Origin of the sequence: Deinococcus aerophilus (assembly GCF_014647075.1) — a bacterium.
Taxonomy (GTDB): Bacteria; Deinococcota; Deinococci; order Deinococcales; family Deinococcaceae; genus Deinococcus; species Deinococcus aerophilus.
On the sequence record NZ_BMOM01000002.1, the window covers coordinates 215,409 to 234,777 of the forward strand.

The window sequence follows — 19,369 nt, forward strand, 5'->3', positions numbered from 1 at the left end:
CCCAGAGTAATACCACTTTGCGGCCAATGACAACCCCCTTGCCAAGTGGTTTGGGAGTGGTATGTTCTGAGGCGATGTCTGCGTCTGCCTCCCCGCCTGCCTGGGCCGTCCCGCTCGATGCCGGAAGTGCCACCCCGGTGTACCTGCAGGTGGCGCAGGGCCTGGAGCGGCGCATCCACAGTGGAGAGTTGCGGCCGGGCAGCGCTTTGCCCGCCGAGCGCGAGCTGGCGGCGCAGCTGCGCGTCTCGCGTGTGACCGTGCGCCAGGCGCTGGCCCTGCTCGCGCAGCAGGGGCTGCTGACCCGCCGGCATGGCAGCGGGACGTTCGTGGCCCCGCCCGCCTCCGAGACGCGCCCGTCGCGGCCCCTGGGTCTGCTGAGTTCCTTTTCCGAGGATGTGCGCTCGCGGGGGCAGACGCCGGGGGCACAGGTCCTGGCCTTCGAGCTGGGCCGTCCCACCCCCCAGGAGGCCATGAGTCTGGCCCTGTCGCCCGGCGAGGGCGTCTACCGGCTGCGCCGCCTGCGCACCTCCAGCGGTGAGCCCCTGGCGGTCGAGGACAGCACCCTGCCCGCCGCGCTCGTCGGCTCCCTGAGTGCGCCCGACGTGACCGACGCCAGCCTGTACGCCCTGCTGGGTGCCCGGGGTCTGGGGCCGCGGCGGGCGATCCGGCACCTGCGGGCCGTCAACGCCGATCCTCAGCTGGCCGGGCTGCTCGGCGTCCCGGTGGGCGCGGCGCTGCTCGCCACCGAGCGGGTCTCGTGGACGACCGGCGGGCGGCCGGTCGAGTATGCCCGTGCCCACTACCGCGGTGACCGCTACGACTTCGTGATGGAATTGCACGGGGAGCCCGAGTGAACCGCGCTCCCCGGGTTCTTGGCCTGATGAGCGGAACCTCTGCCGACGGCATTGACGCCGCGCTGCTGGAATTGCCCGGCTGGCCCGCGCTGAACCCGAAGGGGGGAGAGGCTTTTCCTGCGCTGCCGCCGGGCGTGCCGCGCGGTCGGGTGGTTGCCCACACCATTACCCCCTACGCGCCCGAGCTGCGCGCGCAGGTGCTGAGGGCCATGCGTGGCGGGCTGGACACGGCACAATTGACCCAGCTGCACTGGGCGCTGGGCGAGGCGCTGGCCGGGGCAGCACAGACCCTGGCGGCGGACGCCGACGTGATCGCGTGCCACGGCCAGACCGTGCAGCACCATCCCCGGCCCGAGGCGGCACGCGGGTGGGCGCGGCCCGCCACGCTGCAGCTCGGCGAGGCCGCCGTGATCGCCGAAACCTGTGGCCGTCCGGTGGTCTCGGATTTCCGGCCGGCCGACCTCGCGGCGGGGGGGGTGGGGGCGCCGCTGGTCCCCTTCGCCGACTGGGCACTGTTCGCTGAAACGGGAGTGAACCGGGTGATTCTGAATTTGGGCGGCCTCGCCAACCTGACTTTCCTGCAGAGCACGGACCCGGCTGGAGTGGTCGCCTTCGATACCGGTCCCGGCAATTGCCTGCTCGACGAAATCGCTGCCCGTATGGGCCAGACCTGTGATGACGGGGGCCGTCTGGCCGCCGCCGGAACGGCACACGCCGCGACCCTGCGGGCGTGGCTCGCCCACCCCGAGCTGTCCGTGCCCCCACCCAAGGCCACCGGGCGCGAGGTCTGGTCCCTGGACCGACTGCCCGTTCCGGACCTGTCTGTGCCCGATCTGGCGGCCACCGCAACTGCCTTTACCGCACAGACTGTGGCAGACGCGATTCACCGCTTTCTGCCCGCGCCGCCCGACGAGGTGGTCGTGGCCGGGGGCGGGGCCCGGAACCCCAGCGTGATGCGTGAGCTGGCCGCCCGTCTTGCGCCGGTGCCGTTGAAAACCTTTGCCGACCTGGGCTGGAACGCCCACGGTTTTACCGACGCCACCCGCGAGGCGGCGGCCTTTGCGCTGCTGGGCTATGCCCGCGTGCAGGGCTGGGCGAACACCCTGCCGCACACCACCGGAGCGCGCCGGGCCGTCTGCGCGGGCAAACTGAGTCTTCCCAACCCCGGAGCGTCCTCATGACCCTGGATTCGCGCCGCACCGAGGGTGTTCACCCCGACCATCCCGATCTGGACCGCCTGGAGGTCTCCGAACTGGTGCGCGTGCTCGCCGGGGACCAGGCCGGGGCGCTGCGGGCGGTGGGGGCAGCGGTCCCGGCGCTGGCCCGCGCGGTGGAGGCCGCCCTGCCCCGGCTCACGCAGGGCGGGCGGCTGGTGTATGTGGGGGCGGGCACCAGCGGGCGGCTGGGGGTGCTGGACGCCACCGAGCTGACCCCCACCTTTTCGTGGCCCCGCGAGCGTGCCGTTCCGCTGATCGCCGGGGGAGCGCGGGCCATCCGCGAGGCCGTCGAGGGGGCCGAGGATGACCACGCCCTCGGTGGGCGCGACGTGCAGGCGATAGGCATCTGCGACACCGACGTCCTGATCGCCATCGCCGCCAGCGGCACCACACCCTACGTGCTGGGCGCGGTGGAGGAGGGCCGCCGGGCCAGGGCGCTGACGGTGGGCCTGGCGAACAATGCGGACACGCCGCTGCTCCGGGCGGTGGACTGCCCGGTGCTGCTGGACACGGGTGAGGAGGTGATCAGCGGCAGCACCCGCCTGAAGGCCGGCACCGCCCAGAAAATCGCGCTGAATACCTTTTCCAGCGCCGTGATGGTGCGGCTGGGCAAGGTCTACGGCAACCTGATGGTGGACGTCCGGACAAGCAACGCCAAGCTGGAGGGCCGCGCCGTGCGGCTGGTGCGGCATGCCACCGGCGCGGGGGAAGCTGAGGCGCAGCGGGCGCTGGCCGACGCCGCCGGAAACGTCAAGGTCGCCATCGTGACGTTGCTGCTGGGCATCCCGGCGACCGAGGCCATAACCCGACTGGCGGCCCACGGCGGCCATGCCCGCGCCGCCCTGGAGGCGGAATGAAGCCGGAACGTCCTGCAGCTTCCCCAAAGACCGATCTGATTCCGTCCCGCACCCGCGAGTTGCTGCACGCCGCCACCGAGACGGGGGGCGTGCCCGGCGCCGCGCTGGGAGTGGTGAATGCGGAAGGGGAGCGGGCAACCCTGATTCTGGGCCACGCGCAGCTTCAACCCGAACAGATTGCGCTGGGGGCCGACACCCTGTTTGATCTGGCAAGCCTGACCAAGCCGCTGTTCACGGCCCGCACGGTGCTGCGCGCTGTGGAGGACGGTCGCCTGGATCTGGACGATTCCCTGGGAGCCCATCTTCCCGAGCTTGCGTGGATGCAGGACACGGCGCTGCGCACCCGTACCCTGCGCGGGCTCCTGACACATACTGCGGGCCTGCCCGCCTGGGCCCCGCTGTATACCTGGGGCGACGGGCCGACCATCCGCGCCCGCGTGCTGCAGGAGCCGTGGACGCTGTCCACGCCGGGCGAGGTGGTGTACTCGGACCTGGGGTACATCCTGCTGGGACGGGTGCTGGAGCGGGTGTACCAGCGCGCCCTGCGGGACTTTTCGCTGGACCCAGGTCTGACCTTCACCCCGGACGCGGCCCGCTGCGCGCCCACCGAGCAGTGCGCGTGGCGGGAACGCCTGCTGCGCGGCGAGACCCATGACGAGAACGCGGCGGCACTGGGCGGGGTGGCGGGCCACGCGGGGCTGTTCGGCACACTGGACGGTGTGCTCGCCCAGGCAGAGCAGGTGCTGTGCGGCGGCTGGCTGTCTCCTGCCGCTCAGGCAGAGGCGCTGCGCGTTCAGGCGCACGGACGGACGCTGGCCTTCGTGGCGGCGCAGCCTGGATGGAGTGGGGGCAGCCTGGGCAGCCCGGCGGCGGTGGGCCATACCGGCTTTACCGGAACCGGGCTGTGGGTGGACCCGGCGCGGGGCCTGGCCTGGACACTGCTGACCCACCGGGTCCATCCCACCCGTCACAGCGGCTTTGACATCCAGGGATTGCGCCGGGCCGTGGGCAACACCTTACTGGCCGCCCGGTCCGGGACAGCCCGCTGAGGGGTCACCCGCCGGGTTTGCACCTGCGGTACAGAACGCCGGGCGCAAACCTGACACAATGCGTTCACCCATGATTGATGAATTTGCCGTAAATGAGCTGTTGACCCCCGACGAGAGACTGGTCCGTGAAAGCGTGCGCGCCTACTGCGACGCCGAACTGATGCCCCGGATTGCCGGCTGGTGGGATGACGGAGAACTGCCCGTGCGTGACGTGATGCGCGGCTTCGGGGAGATGGGCCTGCTGGGGCCGACCACTCCCGAGGAGTACGGCGGGGCCGGCGTGTCCTACAGCGCCTACGGCGCGATGATGTACGAGCTGGAGCGGGTGGACAGCGGCCTGCGCAGCGCTGCGAGCGTGCAGGGCAGCCTGGTCATGTTTCCCATCTTCACCTACGGCAGCGACGAACAGAAGCGCCGCTGGCTGCCGGGCCTGGCTTCCGGTGAACTGATCGGCTGCTTCGGCCTGACCGAGCCCGACGGCGGCTCGGACCCCGGCGCGATGCGGACGCGGGCGCGCAAGGATGGTGACGAGTACGTCCTGAACGGCAACAAAATGTGGATCACCAACAGCCCGCAGGCCGACGTGGCGGTGGTGTGGGCCAAGGACGACGACGGCGTGATCCGGGGCTTTATCGTGCCCACCGATACGCCGGGGTTCAACGCTCCGCAGATTCACCGCAAGATGAGCCTGCGCGCCAGCGTGACCGGCGAGATCGTGCTGGAGGACTGCCGGATTCCCGCCGCCAATCTGCTTCCCGGCAGCCAGGGCCTGAAGAGCCCGCTGTCGTGTCTGACCAGCGCCCGCTTTGGCATCGCCTGGGGAGCCATGGGCGCGCTGGAAGCGGTGCTGCAGACGGCACTGGACTACACGGTGGACCGTACCACCTTCGGCAAGCCCATCGCGTCCCGTCAGCTGGTGCAGGACAAGCTGGTGCGCATGGCGACCGACCACAGCCTGGGCCTTCTGCTGGCGTGGCGGCTGGGGGTCCTCAAGGATGCCGGGCGCATGAATTACGCCCAGGTCAGCTATGCCAAGCGCAACAATGTGCGGGTGGCGCTGCAGGGTGCCCGCCTGGCGCGCGAGATGCTGGGCGGCAACGGCATTACCACCGAGTATCCGGTGATCCGCCACATGCTGAACCTCGAGACGGTGGATACCTACGAGGGCACCCACGACATTCATACCCTGATCGTGGGACGTCACCTGACCGGCCAGGGCGCACTGGAATAAACTTCTAGAATATATATCCAATTAAATTCAGTGGTACAAAAGCTGAGGACCCTGGGTATCTGGGCGAGCCCGGGGTCCTCAGGGCGAGGCAACGGACCACGCAGGAGCATCCGGCGTTGTGTCTGACGGTGCCACAGATCCGCTCCCTGGGTACGGGTCGGCTGCGTCAGGCAGGTTCAGTGGCAACTTTCACTTTGCGCTCAGTGCTCATGGCGCAGTTCACCGGCCACCCTGAACTGTGCCGACTGGAGCATTTCTGCTCAGTTCAGCAGGGTGCCGCGAATGCCCTGGGCGCAGGCCATGCGGTGCTGGACGTCCTGCAGGTCCAGCACGCCGTGTTCGCGCAGGCCCGCCGCCACCACGCCGATCTCGGCCCACGCACGGCGAAGCGAGGTGCGGGTGCGGGCGCTCAGGACGGTCAGGTAGGCGTCCACGGCTTCACGCTCCTCCGGCTCGGTCAGGGCGGCGTCCAGCAGGGCACGGGCGTCGCGGCCCGGGGCCACCGGAGGCAAGCCCAGCATCCCGGCGGCCATGGGGGCCGCAAGCGCGGTCATGACCACGTCTTCCATCAGCCCCCGGTTGGCACGCATGGCCTGCAGATCGGGTGCCAGGGCATAACGCACGGCCGGACCATCCGCCAGCGAAACCGATTCGATGCGCAGTGGCGCGCGGCCCGACAACTGCGCCAGCACTGCCTCGGCAGCGGCCAGCGTGGCAGCGTCGTGCAGATCGGGAAGGGCGGTCGTGGATGCAGGGAAAGGAGTCAGTCTGGGCATAATTCCGAGTTCTCTGGTCAGGATTAAAGCACACATGAACGCGGATGAAAAGGTCAGCCAAAGCAAAAGCTCCCACAGTGAGGAGCCTTGGCCGGACGACGGGCGCGGTGAAGGTTACTGCTGCGTGCGCGGCTGCTCGCCCTGGGCATCCTTGCTGGGCGAGAAAGTCAGGCACTGGGCCTGTCCGGCGCTCATGCTGACCTCGATCTGCCCGGCGGTGCATTTCTGGTCGTTGTTGAAACGGCAGGAGGTGGCGTCGCAGCGGCTGACCGTGGTGTTTTCATTCATGCCTGCACCCTAGACATTCTGGAACGGCTTTTCAGTGTTCTGCTGCGTCATGTAATCAGACCCGAGTGATCAATCAGGGTGGTTTAGTCGGGTATCGGGAACGCCGAATTATGGCGCTGGCGACAGCCTTTTGCAGCTCCCTCTATTTTCCGGTGAGCTCAAGGTAAAGCATGGAAAAAGCCGGGGACATGGCATTATCCCGGCCACGTTAAAGACAGTCCGGCTCAGGTCTGTCCAGTGACCCCACGTTATCGCTGGCACAGCTCACGCGTCTTCAGCGCCCCGGCGGCGAAGAACGGGCCAGTCACGGCCACCCCGAAACCGATCTGGAGGAGAGTATGCCCTTCCTGGTGACGGGCAGGCCCAGACCGGCGCACAGGGGGAAAGGCAGCGGCTGCACGGGCAGCCTGGCCTGCCACTGGAAGACCGTCACACCTACGCCGAGCACCAGAGTCATTCCCACCGCTGTGTCGCTCAGCCGGGAGGCCACGGCCGCGCGTTGTAACGCCCAACACAGCCAGGCCTCACCGCTGCGTCCTGTCCGTTCAAGGCAGAATCAGCCGCAGCCAGTGAACGAGTGACGCTCGGCTACACCAACGCGGTCTTTCAGGTGCCGTTTCTGTAGCAGAGAAGCCATTAGCTGACTCGGCAGTACACGGCCCAGATGAAGCCGATGTGTACGAACCTCGTGGAGCTGCAAGGTCTGCCGAAGAATCCAGGTGCCTGTGTGGTCGTGGCAGACGTCTGTGTGGCAGTGTACGGTGTTCGCTGGATTTGAGTGCTGTCTGGCAGGTACGATTGAGGTATTTTCGTGTTCGCGAGAGCCCCTGCCCTGTCATGATGGCCCGCAAGATGGGAGACGACGCACACGCCGCCGCCAATGCGGCGCAGCTTCGCCTCCTGCTGGCAGACCTGGGGCTCATCCCGGCTCCACTCTGCCGTGAGTACTTTGCAGTCATGCGCCCCGCTGACCTGACCCCAGTGGAAATCGCTGACCAGCTTGCCCGGATGTACCACGCCGACAGCGGCCAGAAAGAGAATGCTCCCTCAGGCGAGGAGCGCACGGCCCTGGCCGCTTACCTGGGCTGCCACGACGACGTGAGAGAGGAAGCGTGGGCAGTATGGTGCGGCCGACTGGCCCCAACAAGGCGGAATGACGCCGCGTACTGGCTGAACGTCGGGTTCATCGAGCCGTGTCTGGAAGGTCGGCCGGTCTGAGTCTGGCGGTTCATCACATGCTCTTGGATTGCTCGCTGTTCACGGGCACCTGACAGGCCACTCCTTTCTGCTCGGCTTCTCAGGGTCCTTCTTTTGGGCGCCACGTCACCAGCACACCGGTCCATCTTCTGTCAGAACCATGAAACACGTCGTGTCCTACGGTGCCGTCAATGACCGGTGCCCCCTTGCCCGCTGACGAATATGCTCGGCTGCTCGATCTGGCCTCGTACGACATTCTCGACACTCCGCGCGAGGCGGCCTTCGACCGAATCGCCCGCCTGACGGCCCGCGTTCTGGCCACGCCCATCGCGCTGATCAATTTCGTAGATGAGGACCGGTTGTGGAGCAAGGCGTCTGTGGGTCTGGACGGTGTGGTCGCCCCGCGGGACGACTCGTTTTGCTCGTGGACCATCCTGCAGAGCGGCCCGCTGACCATCGAGGACGTTCGGGCAGACCTGCGCTTTGCCCACACCCCGTTGGTGGTGGGGGAGCCGCACGTTCAGATGTACGCCGGCACTCCGCTGACCACCCCGGCCGGACAGCACATCGGTACGCTGTGCGTGATGGATGACCGGCCCCGCGCGTTGTCGGCCCCCGACCTGCAGGCGTTGCAGGACCTCGCCGATCTGGTGGTCAGCGAGCTGGAACTGCGCGCCCGCAACCTCGCCCTGGACCGTGAACTGGACGCCCAGGCCCAGCGCGGCGCCGACCTGCAACGAATGGTGGATCAGGCGCAGGTGCTCGAAGCCGTGGCGCAGCTGATGGACCAGGAGCTGAGTCCCGAGGAGATGATCCTGGCTGCGTCCGCGCTGCTGGGCGAGGCGTTGGCCGCGGACTACACCGGCCTGATCGCCTTTGAGGGCGAGAACCTGAGCGTCCGGGCGGCCTACCACCATCCCCGCATGACGCCCGAGGCACGGGCCGTGGCAGACCGTCTGTCGGTCTTGCCCAGGGCGCTGACCTGGCGTCTGCGGGACATCACCACGTCCGTGTACATCGAGGATTATCCCGACCAAGTGGGTGCCCTGGCAGAGGTCGTGGACGCTGGAATTCAGCAGGTGGCGTGGGTGCCGCTGGGTCAGTGTGTGGAAGGCAGCGCGCTGCTGCTGGTGGTGCGCCTGCAGGGCAGCGAGGTCTGTGGCTGGCGCGGCAGTGACCGGGCGCTGCTGGAATCGGCGGGGCGCAGCGTTCGCAGCGCGCTGCGCCGGCAGGGCGAGATGCAGCTGGCCTGGCAGGCCGCTCGCCAGGACGCGCTGACCGGGGTACTCAACCGCCGGGCGCTGAGCGAGGACCTAACGCAGTGGCAGGCCACCGGGCGGCCGTTCGTGCTCGCCGGCCTGGACCTGGACGGCCTGAAGGCGGTCAACGATCAGGAGGGGCACGCCCGGGGCGACCAATTGCTGCAGGTATTCGCCGCCACCCTGAAGGTGGAACTGGGTGGGGCGGGGAAGGTGTACCGGGTGGGCGGAGATGAGTTCGTGACGCTGGGCACAGGGGACGAGGAACAGGTGCTCGAGGCGGTGGACACCGCCGTGCTCACGGCGCGTCAGGTGGCGCCGCTGCGGGGCGCGAGCGTGGGGGTGGCCCACAGCCGTGAGGCGTCCGGGGACGCGCTGCTCGCCCTGGCCGACGAACGCATGTACGCGGTCAAGCGGCGCAGACACGCGGCGCGGTTGACCGAGGCGGTGTGCTGACTCCCCCCGGGCGCCGGGCGGCTGCAGGCACGCCGTGCACCATCACCGAACAGCAAGACGCACCCGCGCCGCTGTGGCGGGGTGCTCCGAAGTGGTTTGATGCGGGACACCGTTCCGGGGCGTGGTCCAGACGTGCCCCCGGTAGGGGAGAGCTCAGCTCGATGCCGGGCCCACCGCCTCACTGCGGCGTGAGGTAGCGCCTGGGCTGGGTGGACACGGCCAGAGAAGCGACCTGCACGGCAAACCCGGCCGCCGCCTCGGTGCCCTGCTGGCGGCTCAGGGCATGCAGGTAGGCGGCGTTCCAGATGTCGCCGGCCCCCACCGTGTCGCTGACCTGAACGGCCGGCGCCGCATGCACGGTCACCCGCCCGCGGTGGTGAAGCACAACGCCGCTGGCTCCGCATTTGACGACCAGAGTGCCCTCAGGAGGCAGGTGGGCGGCGAGCGCATCGGCGGCGCGCCGCACCTCGGTCTCGTCGGCGAGGGCCAGCGCTTCGAGATCGTTGATCAGCAGGTGCTGGGTTCGGGGCAACCAGCTCAGCACCTCGCGCCGCAGCTGGGGCGTATACCCTCCATCGGGCCAGCCCATGTCGAGCGCCACCTGCGTCCCGGCGCGCTCGAAATGCGTCAGCAGCTCGGGGTACTGGCGGCGGAGTTCCGGGGTCAGAAAGGCCCCGGCGAGCAGGACAAAGTGACTGCCCGGCAGGTGGGGGCGCAACACCTCCCACCTCAGGTCCGCGAGATGACCCAGCTGGGTCAGGAAGGTCCGTTCCCCGTCGGGATGGCTCACGGCGACCGTCACCGAGGTGGGTCCGGGGTGGGAAATCCAGGTCAGGGGTCCAGCGGGAAGCTGCCGCCGGAGCCACTCGCCCGCCAGATCGTTTCCCACGGTGCTGATCACCGCGTGGTCGGTCCCCAGCGCGGCGCACGCGACGGCGGCGTTTCCGGCGTTGCCGCCGACGCGCCACTGCAACTCCTCGACCAGAACCTCTGTGCCGCGCTGGGGCCACTCCCCGAGGGGACCCACGATCAGGTCCACATTGATGTTGCCCAGAATGACCAGGTCGCGGGTCACGCCGGTTCCCCTTGCAGGGCGGCCGGGCGGAATTCAACGTCCAGGCCAGCGAAGAGATCGTTCATGGGATACTCGGGCACCGGGGAGCGAATGCCGCCGAGGCTGAAGGTCTCCGTGTGCATCAGGGGTGCGAACTGCTCCTCGGTGAGGGTGCCCAGGGTGCTGAGCGGTCCGGTCTGGGTACGGTGCGAGAACAGCGCGGCCCGTTTCCGGGCCGCCTGGCTGCGGATGTCGATGCGGGCGGCAATGGTGCAGTCGCACACTGCATACGTCTCCGGCTCCAGGCCCTCGAGCACTCCCAGCGGGCGTCCACTCTGCAGGCGCAGCATTTCCTCGCGGCTCTGAACGGTGTAGAACAGCCGCTGCACCCGCACCTGCCGGAACCCGCTGCTGGCGTAGGCGGCGGTGGCGACGCGGTGGGCGATCAGGTGGTCGGGATGGCCGTACATGCCGTGTGGATCGAACGTCAGCATGATCTGGGGGTGGGTGGCCTCGATCACCTCCAGAATCCGGCGTTCCATCTCAGTGGGGTCCGCGTTGATGGTCGCCAGCGGATCGTCGCGGCGCAGCCGGTCGCCCCGTCCGCTGTCGTGGTAATCCAGAAAGATGGGGGGGTGGATGCCCAGGGTGGCGCAGGCGTCTTTCAGCTCCTGCGCCCGCTGGGGGGCGATCTCCACCTCGCCCAGGGCCGGATCGGTGTTGCGCCCGGCCTCGCCGCGCGTGAGGCAGATTAGGTGAACCTGCGCCCCCCGCGCTGCGTACAGCGCCAGCGTTCCGCCGCAGCGCAGCGCCTCGTCGTCCGGATGGGCGAACACGGCCAGAAGGGAAGCGGGGGCGCTCATCCCTTCATGCCCGTCAGCACAATGCCGTCGATGATCTGTTTCTGGAAGATGGCGAAGACGATCAGGACCGGAATCACCGCCAGGCTGCTCGCCGCCATGATCAGGCCCCACTGGGTGCCCGCCTCGCCGTTGAACAGCGCCGTGCCCACCGGCAGCGTGCGGAACTCGGGTTTCTGAATGACGATCAGCGGCCACAGGAAAGCGTTCCAGTTGCCCAGGAAGGTAAAGATCGCCAGGCTCGCCAGTGCCGGGCGGACGAGCGGCAGGGCGATGCGCCAGAAGATGCCGAACTCGCTCATGCCGTCGATGCGCGCCGCTTCGAGCAGGTCATCGGGCAGCGTCTCGAAGAACTGCCGCATCAGAAAGACCCCGAAAGCGCTGATCAGTCCCGGGAACATGATCGCGAAGTACGCGCCGGGGGTGCTCCGGGTCAACTGCAGGTCGCTGACGCCCACGAACCACGGAATGACGAGCATCTCGGTGGGAATCATTAGAGTGGACAGGATCAGGATGAAGATCAGGTTCTTGCCGGGAAAGTCGAACTTGGCCAGGGTGTACCCGACGAGCGAGTCGAAGAACAGCACGCTGGCGGTGGTCACCCCGGCCACCAGCAGGCTGTTGGCAAACCACTGCAGGAACCGGGTTTCCAGCAGCACCTGACGGTAGTTGTCGAGCGTGGGCACAGCGGGCAAAAAGGCGAGGTTGAACAGTTCCTGAAAGCTCTTGAGGCTGGTCAGCAGCATCCACGCGAAGGGAAACAGCGTGACCACGATGCCGACGGTCAGGACGACATAGGCCAGGAGGACGGGGGTATTGAGGCGGCGGCGCGGGCGGGGCTGGCCGCTCACGGCGGCGGGCCGCTCTTCGGGGCGGGCGGGATGGGTGGTCATGCGGGCTCCACGGAAGGGCGCTGCCCGGAAAGCGTGGCCTGCGGCCGGAATGAACTCCGGTTCACAGGTCGTACCGCCGGGTCAGGAAGCGCAGCTGAATCAGGGTAATGGCCAGGATGATCACGAACAGCACCACGGTGATGGCCGAGGCGTAGCCCATCTGGTAGCGGCCGAAGGCGATCTGGTAGATGTACAGCGCCACGGTCATGGTGCTGCCCAGCGGGCCGCCCTGGTCGGTGAAGTTCAGGTTGACGACCTGGGTGAACAGCTGTAGATAGGAGATGGTGCCGGTGACCACGCTGAAGACGATGGTGGGGTTGAGCAGCGGCAGCGTGATCTTCCAGAAGGCCTGCGTGCCGTTCGCGCCGTCGATCTCGGCGGCCTCGTAGTAGCTGCGCGGAATGGCCGCGAGACCGGCGAGGAACAGCACGATCTGAAAGCCCAGGTTCTGCCACACCACCAGGGCCGCCGTGGTGGCCAGCGCCTGCGAGGGCGAGGTCAGGAAGTTCTGCGGCGGAATGTTCAGCCAGATCAGGAAGGTGTTGATCGGACCGAATTGCGGGCTGAACAGCCACTGCCAGACCCACGCGGCGGCCACGATGGGGGTCACGTAGGGAGCGAAGTACAGCGCCCGGAACAGGCCCCGCAGCGCCTGGATGCGGTTGAGCATCAGTGCCACCACCAGCCCCAGGGCGATCTGGGCCGGAACGCCGATCACCGCGTACAGTGCCGTGTTGCGCAGTGACTGTCCGAACTTCTCATCGGCGAACAGGCGCTCGTAGTTCTCGAGGCCGACGAAGGGCTGCTGCTCTTTAAGGATGTTCCAGTCGAACACGCTCAGGCGCAGGGCGGAGAGGGTGGGCAAAAAGCGCACGATCAGAAAGAAGATCAGCGGAACGAGCAGGAAGGTGTAGGCCGTACGGGCCTGATGCCGGCGCATCGAGCCGCCCCGGCGGGGCCTGGGAGGGGAAGTGGGCGCCGTGCGGGTCACGGGGTCCCTGGGCGGACATGGAGTCTGGGCATCTCAACCTCTGGAGCGGAGTGATGGAGGGCCTGCGGGGACACGGCGGGGCGTGGAAGGACGACGCGCCTCCACCTCCCCCCGGACGGCGCCGGAGGGGAGGCGGCGGCGCGGGCCGCCGAACGCCTTACTTGTAGTAGCTGTTGAGGATCTTCTGCTCGTCGGCGGCGGCCTGCTTGATGGCGTCGGCCGGTTTGGCGCCCTTGAGCAGCACCGTGTTGATCGCGTCCACCCAGGCCTTGCGCTGCCCGGCTTCGTCCACGAACAGCGTGGAGTGCGCGAACGGCAGCGAGCCCACGAAGGCCCCGAACACCGGGTCCTTGCGCAGCGACGCGTCGCCCGCCAGCTTGCGGCTCGCCGGAATCTCGCCCACCGAGTCCAGCCAAGTGCGCTGGGTGGTCTCGCTGGTCAGGAACTTGAGGAACTTCACGGCCGCGTCGAGCTTTTCGCCCTTGGCATTCTTGGTGATGCCGTTGACCCAGTACGACCCGAAGTTGCTGCGGACGCCGTTGTCCTTCATCACCGGCAGCGGGATGACGCCCCACTCGAACTTGGCCCCGTTCTTGATGGTGTTGATGGCGAAGGAACCGTCGATGATCATGCCGACCTTGCCGGCGATAAAGGCGTCGCGGTAGCTGTTGTTGCCGGGGAAGAAGTTGGGCACGCCCAGCTTGTACTTGGTCTGCAGGTCGGTGTAGAAGGCCATGGCCTTGCGCCCGGCGTCGCTGTCGTAGGTGGCCGTCTTGCCGTCCTTGCTGTACGGGGTGCCGCCGAACTGCCGCACGAGCACCTCGCGGACCATGTGGTAGTCCTGGCCGTCGGGCTGGATGCCGAAGCCCAGGGTGGTGAAGCGCGGCGGCGCGCCCTTGACGATCTTTGCCCCGGCGGCGATGAAGTCTTCCCAGGTGCGCGGGGGGGTCAGGCGGGCGGCCTTGAACAGGTCTTTGTTGTAGAACACCGCCAGCGTGCGCACCGAGATGGGCAGGGCGTAGTACTTGCCGTCCATCTTGCTGGTCTGGATCATCGGCACGAAGTCGCTCTCGATCTTCTTGATCGGGAAGTCCTTGGCGGGGAGGGGCTGCAGGTAACCGCTGTCCACGTACTGCGGCAGCCAGCCGTAGAACAGGTTGACCACGTCCGGGCCCTGGCCGGCGGGAACGCTGGAGGCGACCTTCTGGTTGTAGGCGTCGTAGGGAAAGGTTTCCTGCTTGATCTTGATGTCGGGGTTGGCAGCCTCGAACTTCTTGATCAGCTCGTTCATGGTGCTGACCTTGCTGGCGTAGTCGTACTGCCAGTAGGTGAGCGTTACGGGAGCGGCCGAGGCGGAGGCGAGGGACAGGCCGAGGGCCAGCGTAAGCAACTTTTTCATGGATCTCCTTGCGGTTGGGCGTGAAATGAGGGGTACTTGAGAATTTAAACTATACGTCGGGCAGGAGTGGAAAGGAGAGCTGGCCGGCAATCTGTGTGGACGGTGTTTCTCCATTCCCCCTCCTCCTGGCGGGAACGCCCGGTTACTTGCCCAGGGTCACGCGGGGCCACAGGTAGGGCAGGGCCTGCTTGCCGCCCCAGGAGAAGGCTGCCCACGCCAGCCCGCTCTGGCTGATGTTCGCGCCCACACGGGCGTCGGCCGTGTCGCCGTCGTACATCACCAGGTTCAGGCCGATGGTGTCGCCCGTTTTGGGCACCTTGGGCATGGCGGCCCACGGCAGGCGGAACTCGATGGTGTAGCCGCCGTCCACCTTCCTGGAGGCCACCTGCATGCCGGGCGCCGTTTCCTCCATCACGCCCTGCCGGGCGTCGGCGTCGCGGAATCCGCGCGCCCCAAAGCCGTCGGTGGTGCAGGGGAAGGCGGCGGCCTGCATGGTGGTGCCGGTGTCGCGGCTGGTGCCGCTGGGGTCCACGGTGACGCCAATCGCGTCCGAGCGCAGCTGGGCCTTGACGTCGTCGGGGGCGATGTTGCAGGCCACCACCTCGTCCTTGACGTTCAGGCCCACGTACAGGTACGTGTCGTCGTAGCCGAGCTTGAAGCGGGCGCTGGCATCCGCCGCACCGTCGGGCTTGGCCCGCCACCACAGGTCTTCCGGGCTGATCTGCCCGTCGGCGCCCGCCGACAGGTCGGCCAGGTCGCCGTCAATGGCCGGCGCCTTGCTCAGGCGCGGAATGGTCAGGCTGGGCAGCACGTAGGCGTTGGCGGTGTCGGTGAAGTTGCCGGTGCTGAGGCTGACCGGCAGCAGCGCACTCTGGCGTCCGGCAGGCAGCGCGGCGGCCACAGCTTGCAGCTGCAACGTCAGCGTCTTGCTCTGTCCGGCGGCCAGCGAGTAGGCCGTGTCGCCCGACAGCGTGATGCCTGCGGGCAGTTTCAGCTCTACCTTGCCGTTCACGGCGGCCCCGCTGCGGTTGGTCACGGTCACGCTGACCGGGGTCTTCTGCCCCAGTGCCAGCGCCAGACGGGTGGGCAGCGAGCCGATCACCCAGTCGGTGCCGGTCTGCCGCGCGAAGTCCTGGTACGCGGCGACGTCGAAGGTGGGGGCGAACGTGGCCACGACGGCGGGCAGCGGGCGCACGAAGGTGCCGGCACGCCCGGTGATGGCCTGCCCGTCCTGCACGGCGCGGTAGCTGCCGGTCAGGGCGCTGCGCTCGGCGGCGGCCCCGGCGGGGGCCATGACCTGGAAGGTGGCGCTGGCCGACTCACCGGGCTTGAGGGTCCGGGCGGCCGGAGCGGCCGAGACCGTCCAGCCGTCCGGCGCATTCAGGGCCAGCGTGACGCCGGTCATGGGCTGGGCGGTGGTGTTGATCAGGGTGACCGTCACGGGCGCGGCCTGTCCCGCACCGATGTCGTAGGCGCCGGGCTGCACTTCCAGCCGCACGCCGGCCGGCGAGGACCCGCTGGGGGCCAGCGCCCCGCCGAGCAGCGAGGTTTCCCGGGCGGGCGTGGGCACCCGCGAGGCCACCAGCATGAACGACTCGGGATTGGCTGCCCGCGCCGGCAGCGTGGAGGTGGTGTCCCAGCCCTGCGAGCGGTAGTTGTGCTGCGCGATGCTCTTGAGGTCCGCGTAGCGTAGCCGCGCGGTGCGCGACACGTCGTCGGTGGGAATCTTGACGGTGGCCTCGGCCGCGCTGTTGGGGTAGTAGTACAGCTTCAGCGGCGTGAACGGCTGCACGCCCTCGGCCAGCTGCTCGGGGCAGGACTTCGGGTCACCGGCCGAGTTGTAGGCCAGCGTGGCGGCGCGGGCGGCCATCTGGTGCTGGCCGTGCGTGCCGGGGCCGGGCCACATCGTCACGATGATCTCGGGGCGGCGCACCCGCACCAGCCGCACCACGTCGCACACAAAGGCCGGGCCGCCCCACTTTTCGAGCGTCTCCTCGGCCGACAGCGTGAAGTAGAAGTCGCGCAGGCCCAGGAAGTGCGGACTGTCCACGCCCAGCATCGCCAGCGAGCGGCGTTCTTCTTCCTCGCGGATCAAGCCCAGGGCGCGGCCGGTCTCGCGGCCGGTGGCGTTGCCGCCGCCCTCGCCGCCGGTCAGGGTGACCACGGTGCCCTTGAGGCCGCCGTCCAGCAGGTAGCGGGCCAGGATGCCGCCCACGCCGCTGTCGTCGTCCGGGTGCGCGCCGATGAACATCAGGTCCACGTCCATCAGGTCCAGGCCGCTGACCGTGCCGCCGTAGGAAGCGGGGCCACTCTGGATGGGGTTGGGAGCGGGCGCAGGCGCAGTCTGTGCGCTTGCGGCACCCACCAGCAGGGACAGCAGCACGGCGGACCAGCAACGTTTTCTCATAACGAACCTCCTTCAAGGTACGAACGGGCATTCATAAAGCGGGTGGTGAGGCTGTCGTGGTGGGCCAGGTCCGTGTCCAGGCGTTCGCGGGCTGCCAGGAGTTCCCCGGCCATGACCTGCGGAGCGGGGCCGCCGAAGGTGGTGCGGCGGGCGATGAATTCCGCCGGGTTCAGGGCGCTTTGCACCTCGGCTTCCGGCAGATGCAGGCCCACTGCCCCGAGATCCGCGGCGGTCAAGGTGCTGACCGCGCGGCCCTGGGCGTGCAGGTGTGCGAGCAGCGCCGCCACGTGGGCGTGCGCGTCCCGGAAGCCGCAGCCGGTGTGGCGGGCGATCACGTCGGCCAGCTCGGTGACCACCGATTCGCCCTGCTGGGCTTCGCGCAGCCATTCCTCGCGGTTGAGCCTGGGATTGGTCAGCGAGGCGATCATCAGTTCCAGGCCATCGCGGAAGTCGTGCCACATGCTGGTCAGCGGCGGCTGCATGTCCGGGCCAGGGTCGTTGATGTCCCCGAACGGCACGTTATGGCTGCTGATGATCACGCTCTGCGTCACCCCGATGGCCTTGCTGAACTTGGTCCGGGCGTGTTCCAGGGCCACCGGATTGCGCTTCTGCGGCATCACGCTGCTGCCCTGCACCAGCCCGTCTTCCAGCGACAGCAGCCCGCGCGAGGCCCAGAACAGCAGGTCGTACAGCACCCTCGAGAGGGTCGTGGACACCACCGTGATCACGCTGGCGATCTCCACCTGCCAGTCGCTGGCGCTCACAGCATCGTAGGTGTTCTCGATGGGCCGGTCAAAGGCCAGCAGCGCCGAGGTGCGCGTTCGGTCGATGGGAAAACTGGTGCCGCCCAGCGCCACCGCGCCCATCGGGCTGATGTTCAGGTGCGCCAGGGCACCCAGCATTCGCGCGCTGTCGCGGGACAGAACGTTTTCCACCGCCGTCAGGTAGTGCGCCAGGGTGGTGGGCTGGGCCGGCTGGTGGTGGGTGTACGCGACAATCACGGTGTCGATCTCCCGCGCGGCGAGGTCCAGCAGCGTGCGCCGCAGCCGCAACACCCGCTCCATGGCCCGCATCAGGCGCAGCCGGGCACTCAGGCGATAGATGGTCATGTCCAGATCGTTGCGCGACAGCGCCGTCCGCAGCGCCCCTGCCGCGTCCGCGTCACGGGCCGCCAGCGTCCGGTCGAGCGTGAAGAACACGTCCTCGATGCTGGGGTCATAGGCTGGAAACGGCTCCCGGCGCAGGTCGCGCAGCAGCATGGCTGCCTCGCCCGCGTGCGCCACGCCGCAGCCGTCCAGCATCAGGGCGTGGGCGCTCAGGGCGTCGAACAGGTGGGGCAGCAGATGTTCGCTGGCGTAGTCGTAATCGGGCTGCAGAACGGTCCGCAGATAGGTGTCATGCCACATCGGTGTTGTCTCCCTTGAGGTCCTCTACACGCGCCAGAAGACGTTCCTGCGCCTGCTCGCGGGCCAGCACGGCCGCGCCCCGCAGGACCGCCGCGTCGACATCGGGAAGCAGGTGGGTGGTCACGGACAGGTCCAGCAGTGCGCCGAGCTTTTCCTGAAGTTCCAGGCCGCGGTCCCGCGGCAGGCCCAGAACCACATGCTGCAGGTCCAGGGTATGCACTAGGCCGGCGAGCATGAACGCCGTGGCGTCCAGCCGCTCACGGCCGGGCAGACTTTCCAGGGGCTCCGGGCCGCGCAGCGTGGGCCAGCGGGAGCGCCCGATCTCTCCGGCGCGCCCGTGCATGCCCCGGTACAGTTCGTTGCCCAGCACGAGGCCCATGCCGGTGCCGCTGGGCCGCTCGACCAGAACGGCCACATGGCTCAGGCCGCGTGTTTCCCGGGTGCTGGCCAGCGCGACCAGATTCGCGTCGTTCACAAAGGTATACGTCACGTCGGCGTCTTCCAGAAAGGCTGTGATCCGCCGCACGTCAAGGTGACGGGTCACGTTGGGTTCCCGGACCTGACCCTGCGGGTCCACGGGAGCCGGAAGGCCGACCAGAACGTGCCGCAGCGGCCCGAAGACCGATCCCGAGCGTGCCTGCCGGAAGACGTCCATCAGGACCTCGGTCAGCTCCCCCTCGGCGCAGTGGATCTGCCGCTCCTCGGAAGGGCGGCCGGTCAGGCCGCTGAGGTTCACCTGGATCCGTGTGGGCTGAAGGTCGATGGCCAGGACGGCACCGACTTCCGGGCGCAACTCGACCCGGTGGGGGGTGCGGCCCACGCCGTGATCCGGGGACATGGACAGCCGGGCGATGCCGTGGTTCAGCAGTTCCTGGACCACGACATTGACGGTGACCTTGGACAGACCGGTCTGCTCGGCAAGCTGGGGACGCGTCCATCCGGTTTCCGAGAACAGCAGTTGTGTAACGGCACGGCGGTTGAGACGCCGGAGCTCGCGCGGCTGACCCATCGCATCTCCTAGATAAGAAACTTTATTAACGATCGGGATTACTGTACCGCTGTGTTCGTAGAAACGCAACGTCGCCCACTCTGAGGTAGTGGACTTCCGAGCATGACGGGTGTTCAATGAAGCATGAACGGTTTGAAGTGTCCGCAGTGCGGAGGCGTCTATATCG

Annotated in this window: 17 protein-coding genes; 7 read left to right on the forward strand and 10 right to left on the reverse strand. The window is 68.1% G+C overall.

Annotation, left to right across the window (positions count from 1 at the left end):
• Positions 1-74: 74 nt before the first annotated feature.
• The 5 genes from IEY21_RS02425 (at position 75) to IEY21_RS02445 (ending at position 5,208) form a co-directional block, all read left to right on the forward strand.
• The gene (locus IEY21_RS02425; RefSeq protein WP_188900970.1) at positions 75-854 is read left to right on the forward strand and encodes a GntR family transcriptional regulator; all 780 of its coding nucleotides are present in this window, start codon (positions 75-77) and stop codon (positions 852-854) included.
• A complete protein-coding gene (locus tag IEY21_RS02430) occupies positions 851-2,035 on the forward strand; it encodes an anhydro-N-acetylmuramic acid kinase (RefSeq protein ID WP_188900972.1) in 1,185 nt (394 codons plus the stop codon). Before IEY21_RS02425 ends, IEY21_RS02430 begins: the two co-directional genes overlap by 4 nt.
• Positions 2,032-2,928 carry an N-acetylmuramic acid 6-phosphate etherase gene (locus tag IEY21_RS02435; RefSeq protein ID WP_188900973.1) on the forward strand — a complete coding sequence of 299 codons (897 nt, stop codon included), beginning with the start codon at positions 2,032-2,034 and terminating at the stop codon, positions 2,926-2,928. The genes IEY21_RS02430 and IEY21_RS02435 overlap by 4 nt, the downstream gene beginning before the upstream one ends.
• Positions 2,925-3,977, forward strand: coding sequence for a serine hydrolase domain-containing protein (locus IEY21_RS02440; protein ID WP_188900975.1), 1,053 nt, complete (start codon positions 2,925-2,927; stop codon positions 3,975-3,977). Before IEY21_RS02435 ends, IEY21_RS02440 begins: the two co-directional genes overlap by 4 nt.
• Before the next feature lie 70 nt (positions 3,978-4,047).
• Positions 4,048-5,208 (forward strand): acyl-CoA dehydrogenase family protein, encoded by a 1,161-nt coding sequence (locus tag IEY21_RS02445; RefSeq protein WP_188900977.1) that lies wholly within the window; start codon positions 4,048-4,050, stop codon positions 5,206-5,208.
• A 260-nt stretch (positions 5,209-5,468) separates the two neighbouring features.
• Here the strand turns inward: IEY21_RS02445 and IEY21_RS02450 are convergent, their stop codons facing one another.
• Together IEY21_RS02450 and IEY21_RS02455 are read right to left on the reverse strand one after the other, a co-directional pair.
• Positions 5,469-5,984 (reverse strand): hypothetical protein, encoded by a 516-nt coding sequence (locus IEY21_RS02450; RefSeq protein ID WP_188900979.1) that lies wholly within the window; start codon positions 5,982-5,984, stop codon positions 5,469-5,471.
• A 114-nt stretch (positions 5,985-6,098) separates the two neighbouring features.
• On the reverse strand, positions 6,099-6,272 hold the full coding sequence (locus IEY21_RS02455) for a DUF1540 domain-containing protein (RefSeq protein WP_188900981.1): 174 nt from the start codon (positions 6,270-6,272) through the stop codon (positions 6,099-6,101).
• A gap of 840 nt (positions 6,273-7,112) precedes the next feature.
• Between IEY21_RS02455 and IEY21_RS02460 the strand changes: the two genes are divergently transcribed.
• Positions 7,113-7,490: a hypothetical protein gene (locus tag IEY21_RS02460; RefSeq protein ID WP_229752806.1), complete on the forward strand. Its 378-nt coding sequence runs from the start codon at positions 7,113-7,115 to the stop codon at positions 7,488-7,490.
• A gap of 170 nt (positions 7,491-7,660) precedes the next feature.
• Positions 7,661-9,184, forward strand: a complete 1,524-nt coding sequence (locus IEY21_RS02465; protein ID WP_188900983.1) for a sensor domain-containing diguanylate cyclase — start codon at positions 7,661-7,663, stop codon at positions 9,182-9,184.
• Positions 9,185-9,362: 178 nt separating this feature from the next.
• On the opposite strand, the gene IEY21_RS02470 is transcribed toward IEY21_RS02465, so the two are convergent.
• The 8 genes from IEY21_RS02470 to IEY21_RS02505 all read right to left on the reverse strand — a co-directional run bounded on the left by IEY21_RS02470 (position 9,363) and on the right by IEY21_RS02505 (position 19,203).
• Positions 9,363-10,259, reverse strand: coding sequence for a carbohydrate kinase family protein (locus IEY21_RS02470; protein ID WP_188900985.1), 897 nt, complete (start codon positions 10,257-10,259; stop codon positions 9,363-9,365).
• Positions 10,256-11,101, reverse strand: coding sequence for a PIG-L deacetylase family protein (locus tag IEY21_RS02475; RefSeq protein WP_188900987.1), 846 nt, complete (start codon positions 11,099-11,101; stop codon positions 10,256-10,258). Before IEY21_RS02475 ends, IEY21_RS02470 begins: the two co-directional genes overlap by 4 nt.
• Positions 11,098-11,991, reverse strand: coding sequence for a carbohydrate ABC transporter permease (locus IEY21_RS02480; RefSeq protein ID WP_188900989.1), 894 nt, complete (start codon positions 11,989-11,991; stop codon positions 11,098-11,100). The genes IEY21_RS02475 and IEY21_RS02480 overlap by 4 nt, the downstream gene beginning before the upstream one ends.
• Before the next feature lie 61 nt (positions 11,992-12,052).
• Positions 12,053-12,982, reverse strand: coding sequence for a carbohydrate ABC transporter permease (locus IEY21_RS02485; RefSeq protein WP_229752808.1), 930 nt, complete (start codon positions 12,980-12,982; stop codon positions 12,053-12,055).
• 157 nt (positions 12,983-13,139) lie between these two features.
• Complete coding sequence (locus IEY21_RS02490) at positions 13,140-14,381, reverse strand: extracellular solute-binding protein (RefSeq protein ID WP_188900991.1); 1,242 nt, start codon at positions 14,379-14,381, stop codon at positions 13,140-13,142.
• Between the two features lie 142 nt (positions 14,382-14,523).
• Complete coding sequence (locus IEY21_RS02495; protein WP_188900993.1) at positions 14,524-16,788, reverse strand: PIG-L family deacetylase; 2,265 nt, start codon at positions 16,786-16,788, stop codon at positions 14,524-14,526.
• A complete protein-coding gene (locus tag IEY21_RS02500; RefSeq protein ID WP_188900995.1) occupies positions 16,785-18,194 on the reverse strand; it encodes an argininosuccinate lyase in 1,410 nt (469 codons plus the stop codon). The genes IEY21_RS02495 and IEY21_RS02500 overlap by 4 nt, the downstream gene beginning before the upstream one ends.
• Positions 18,184-19,203, reverse strand: a complete 1,020-nt coding sequence (locus IEY21_RS02505; RefSeq protein WP_188900997.1) for an ROK family protein — start codon at positions 19,201-19,203, stop codon at positions 18,184-18,186. Before IEY21_RS02505 ends, IEY21_RS02500 begins: the two co-directional genes overlap by 11 nt.
• Positions 19,204-19,369: the final 166 nt, after the last annotated feature.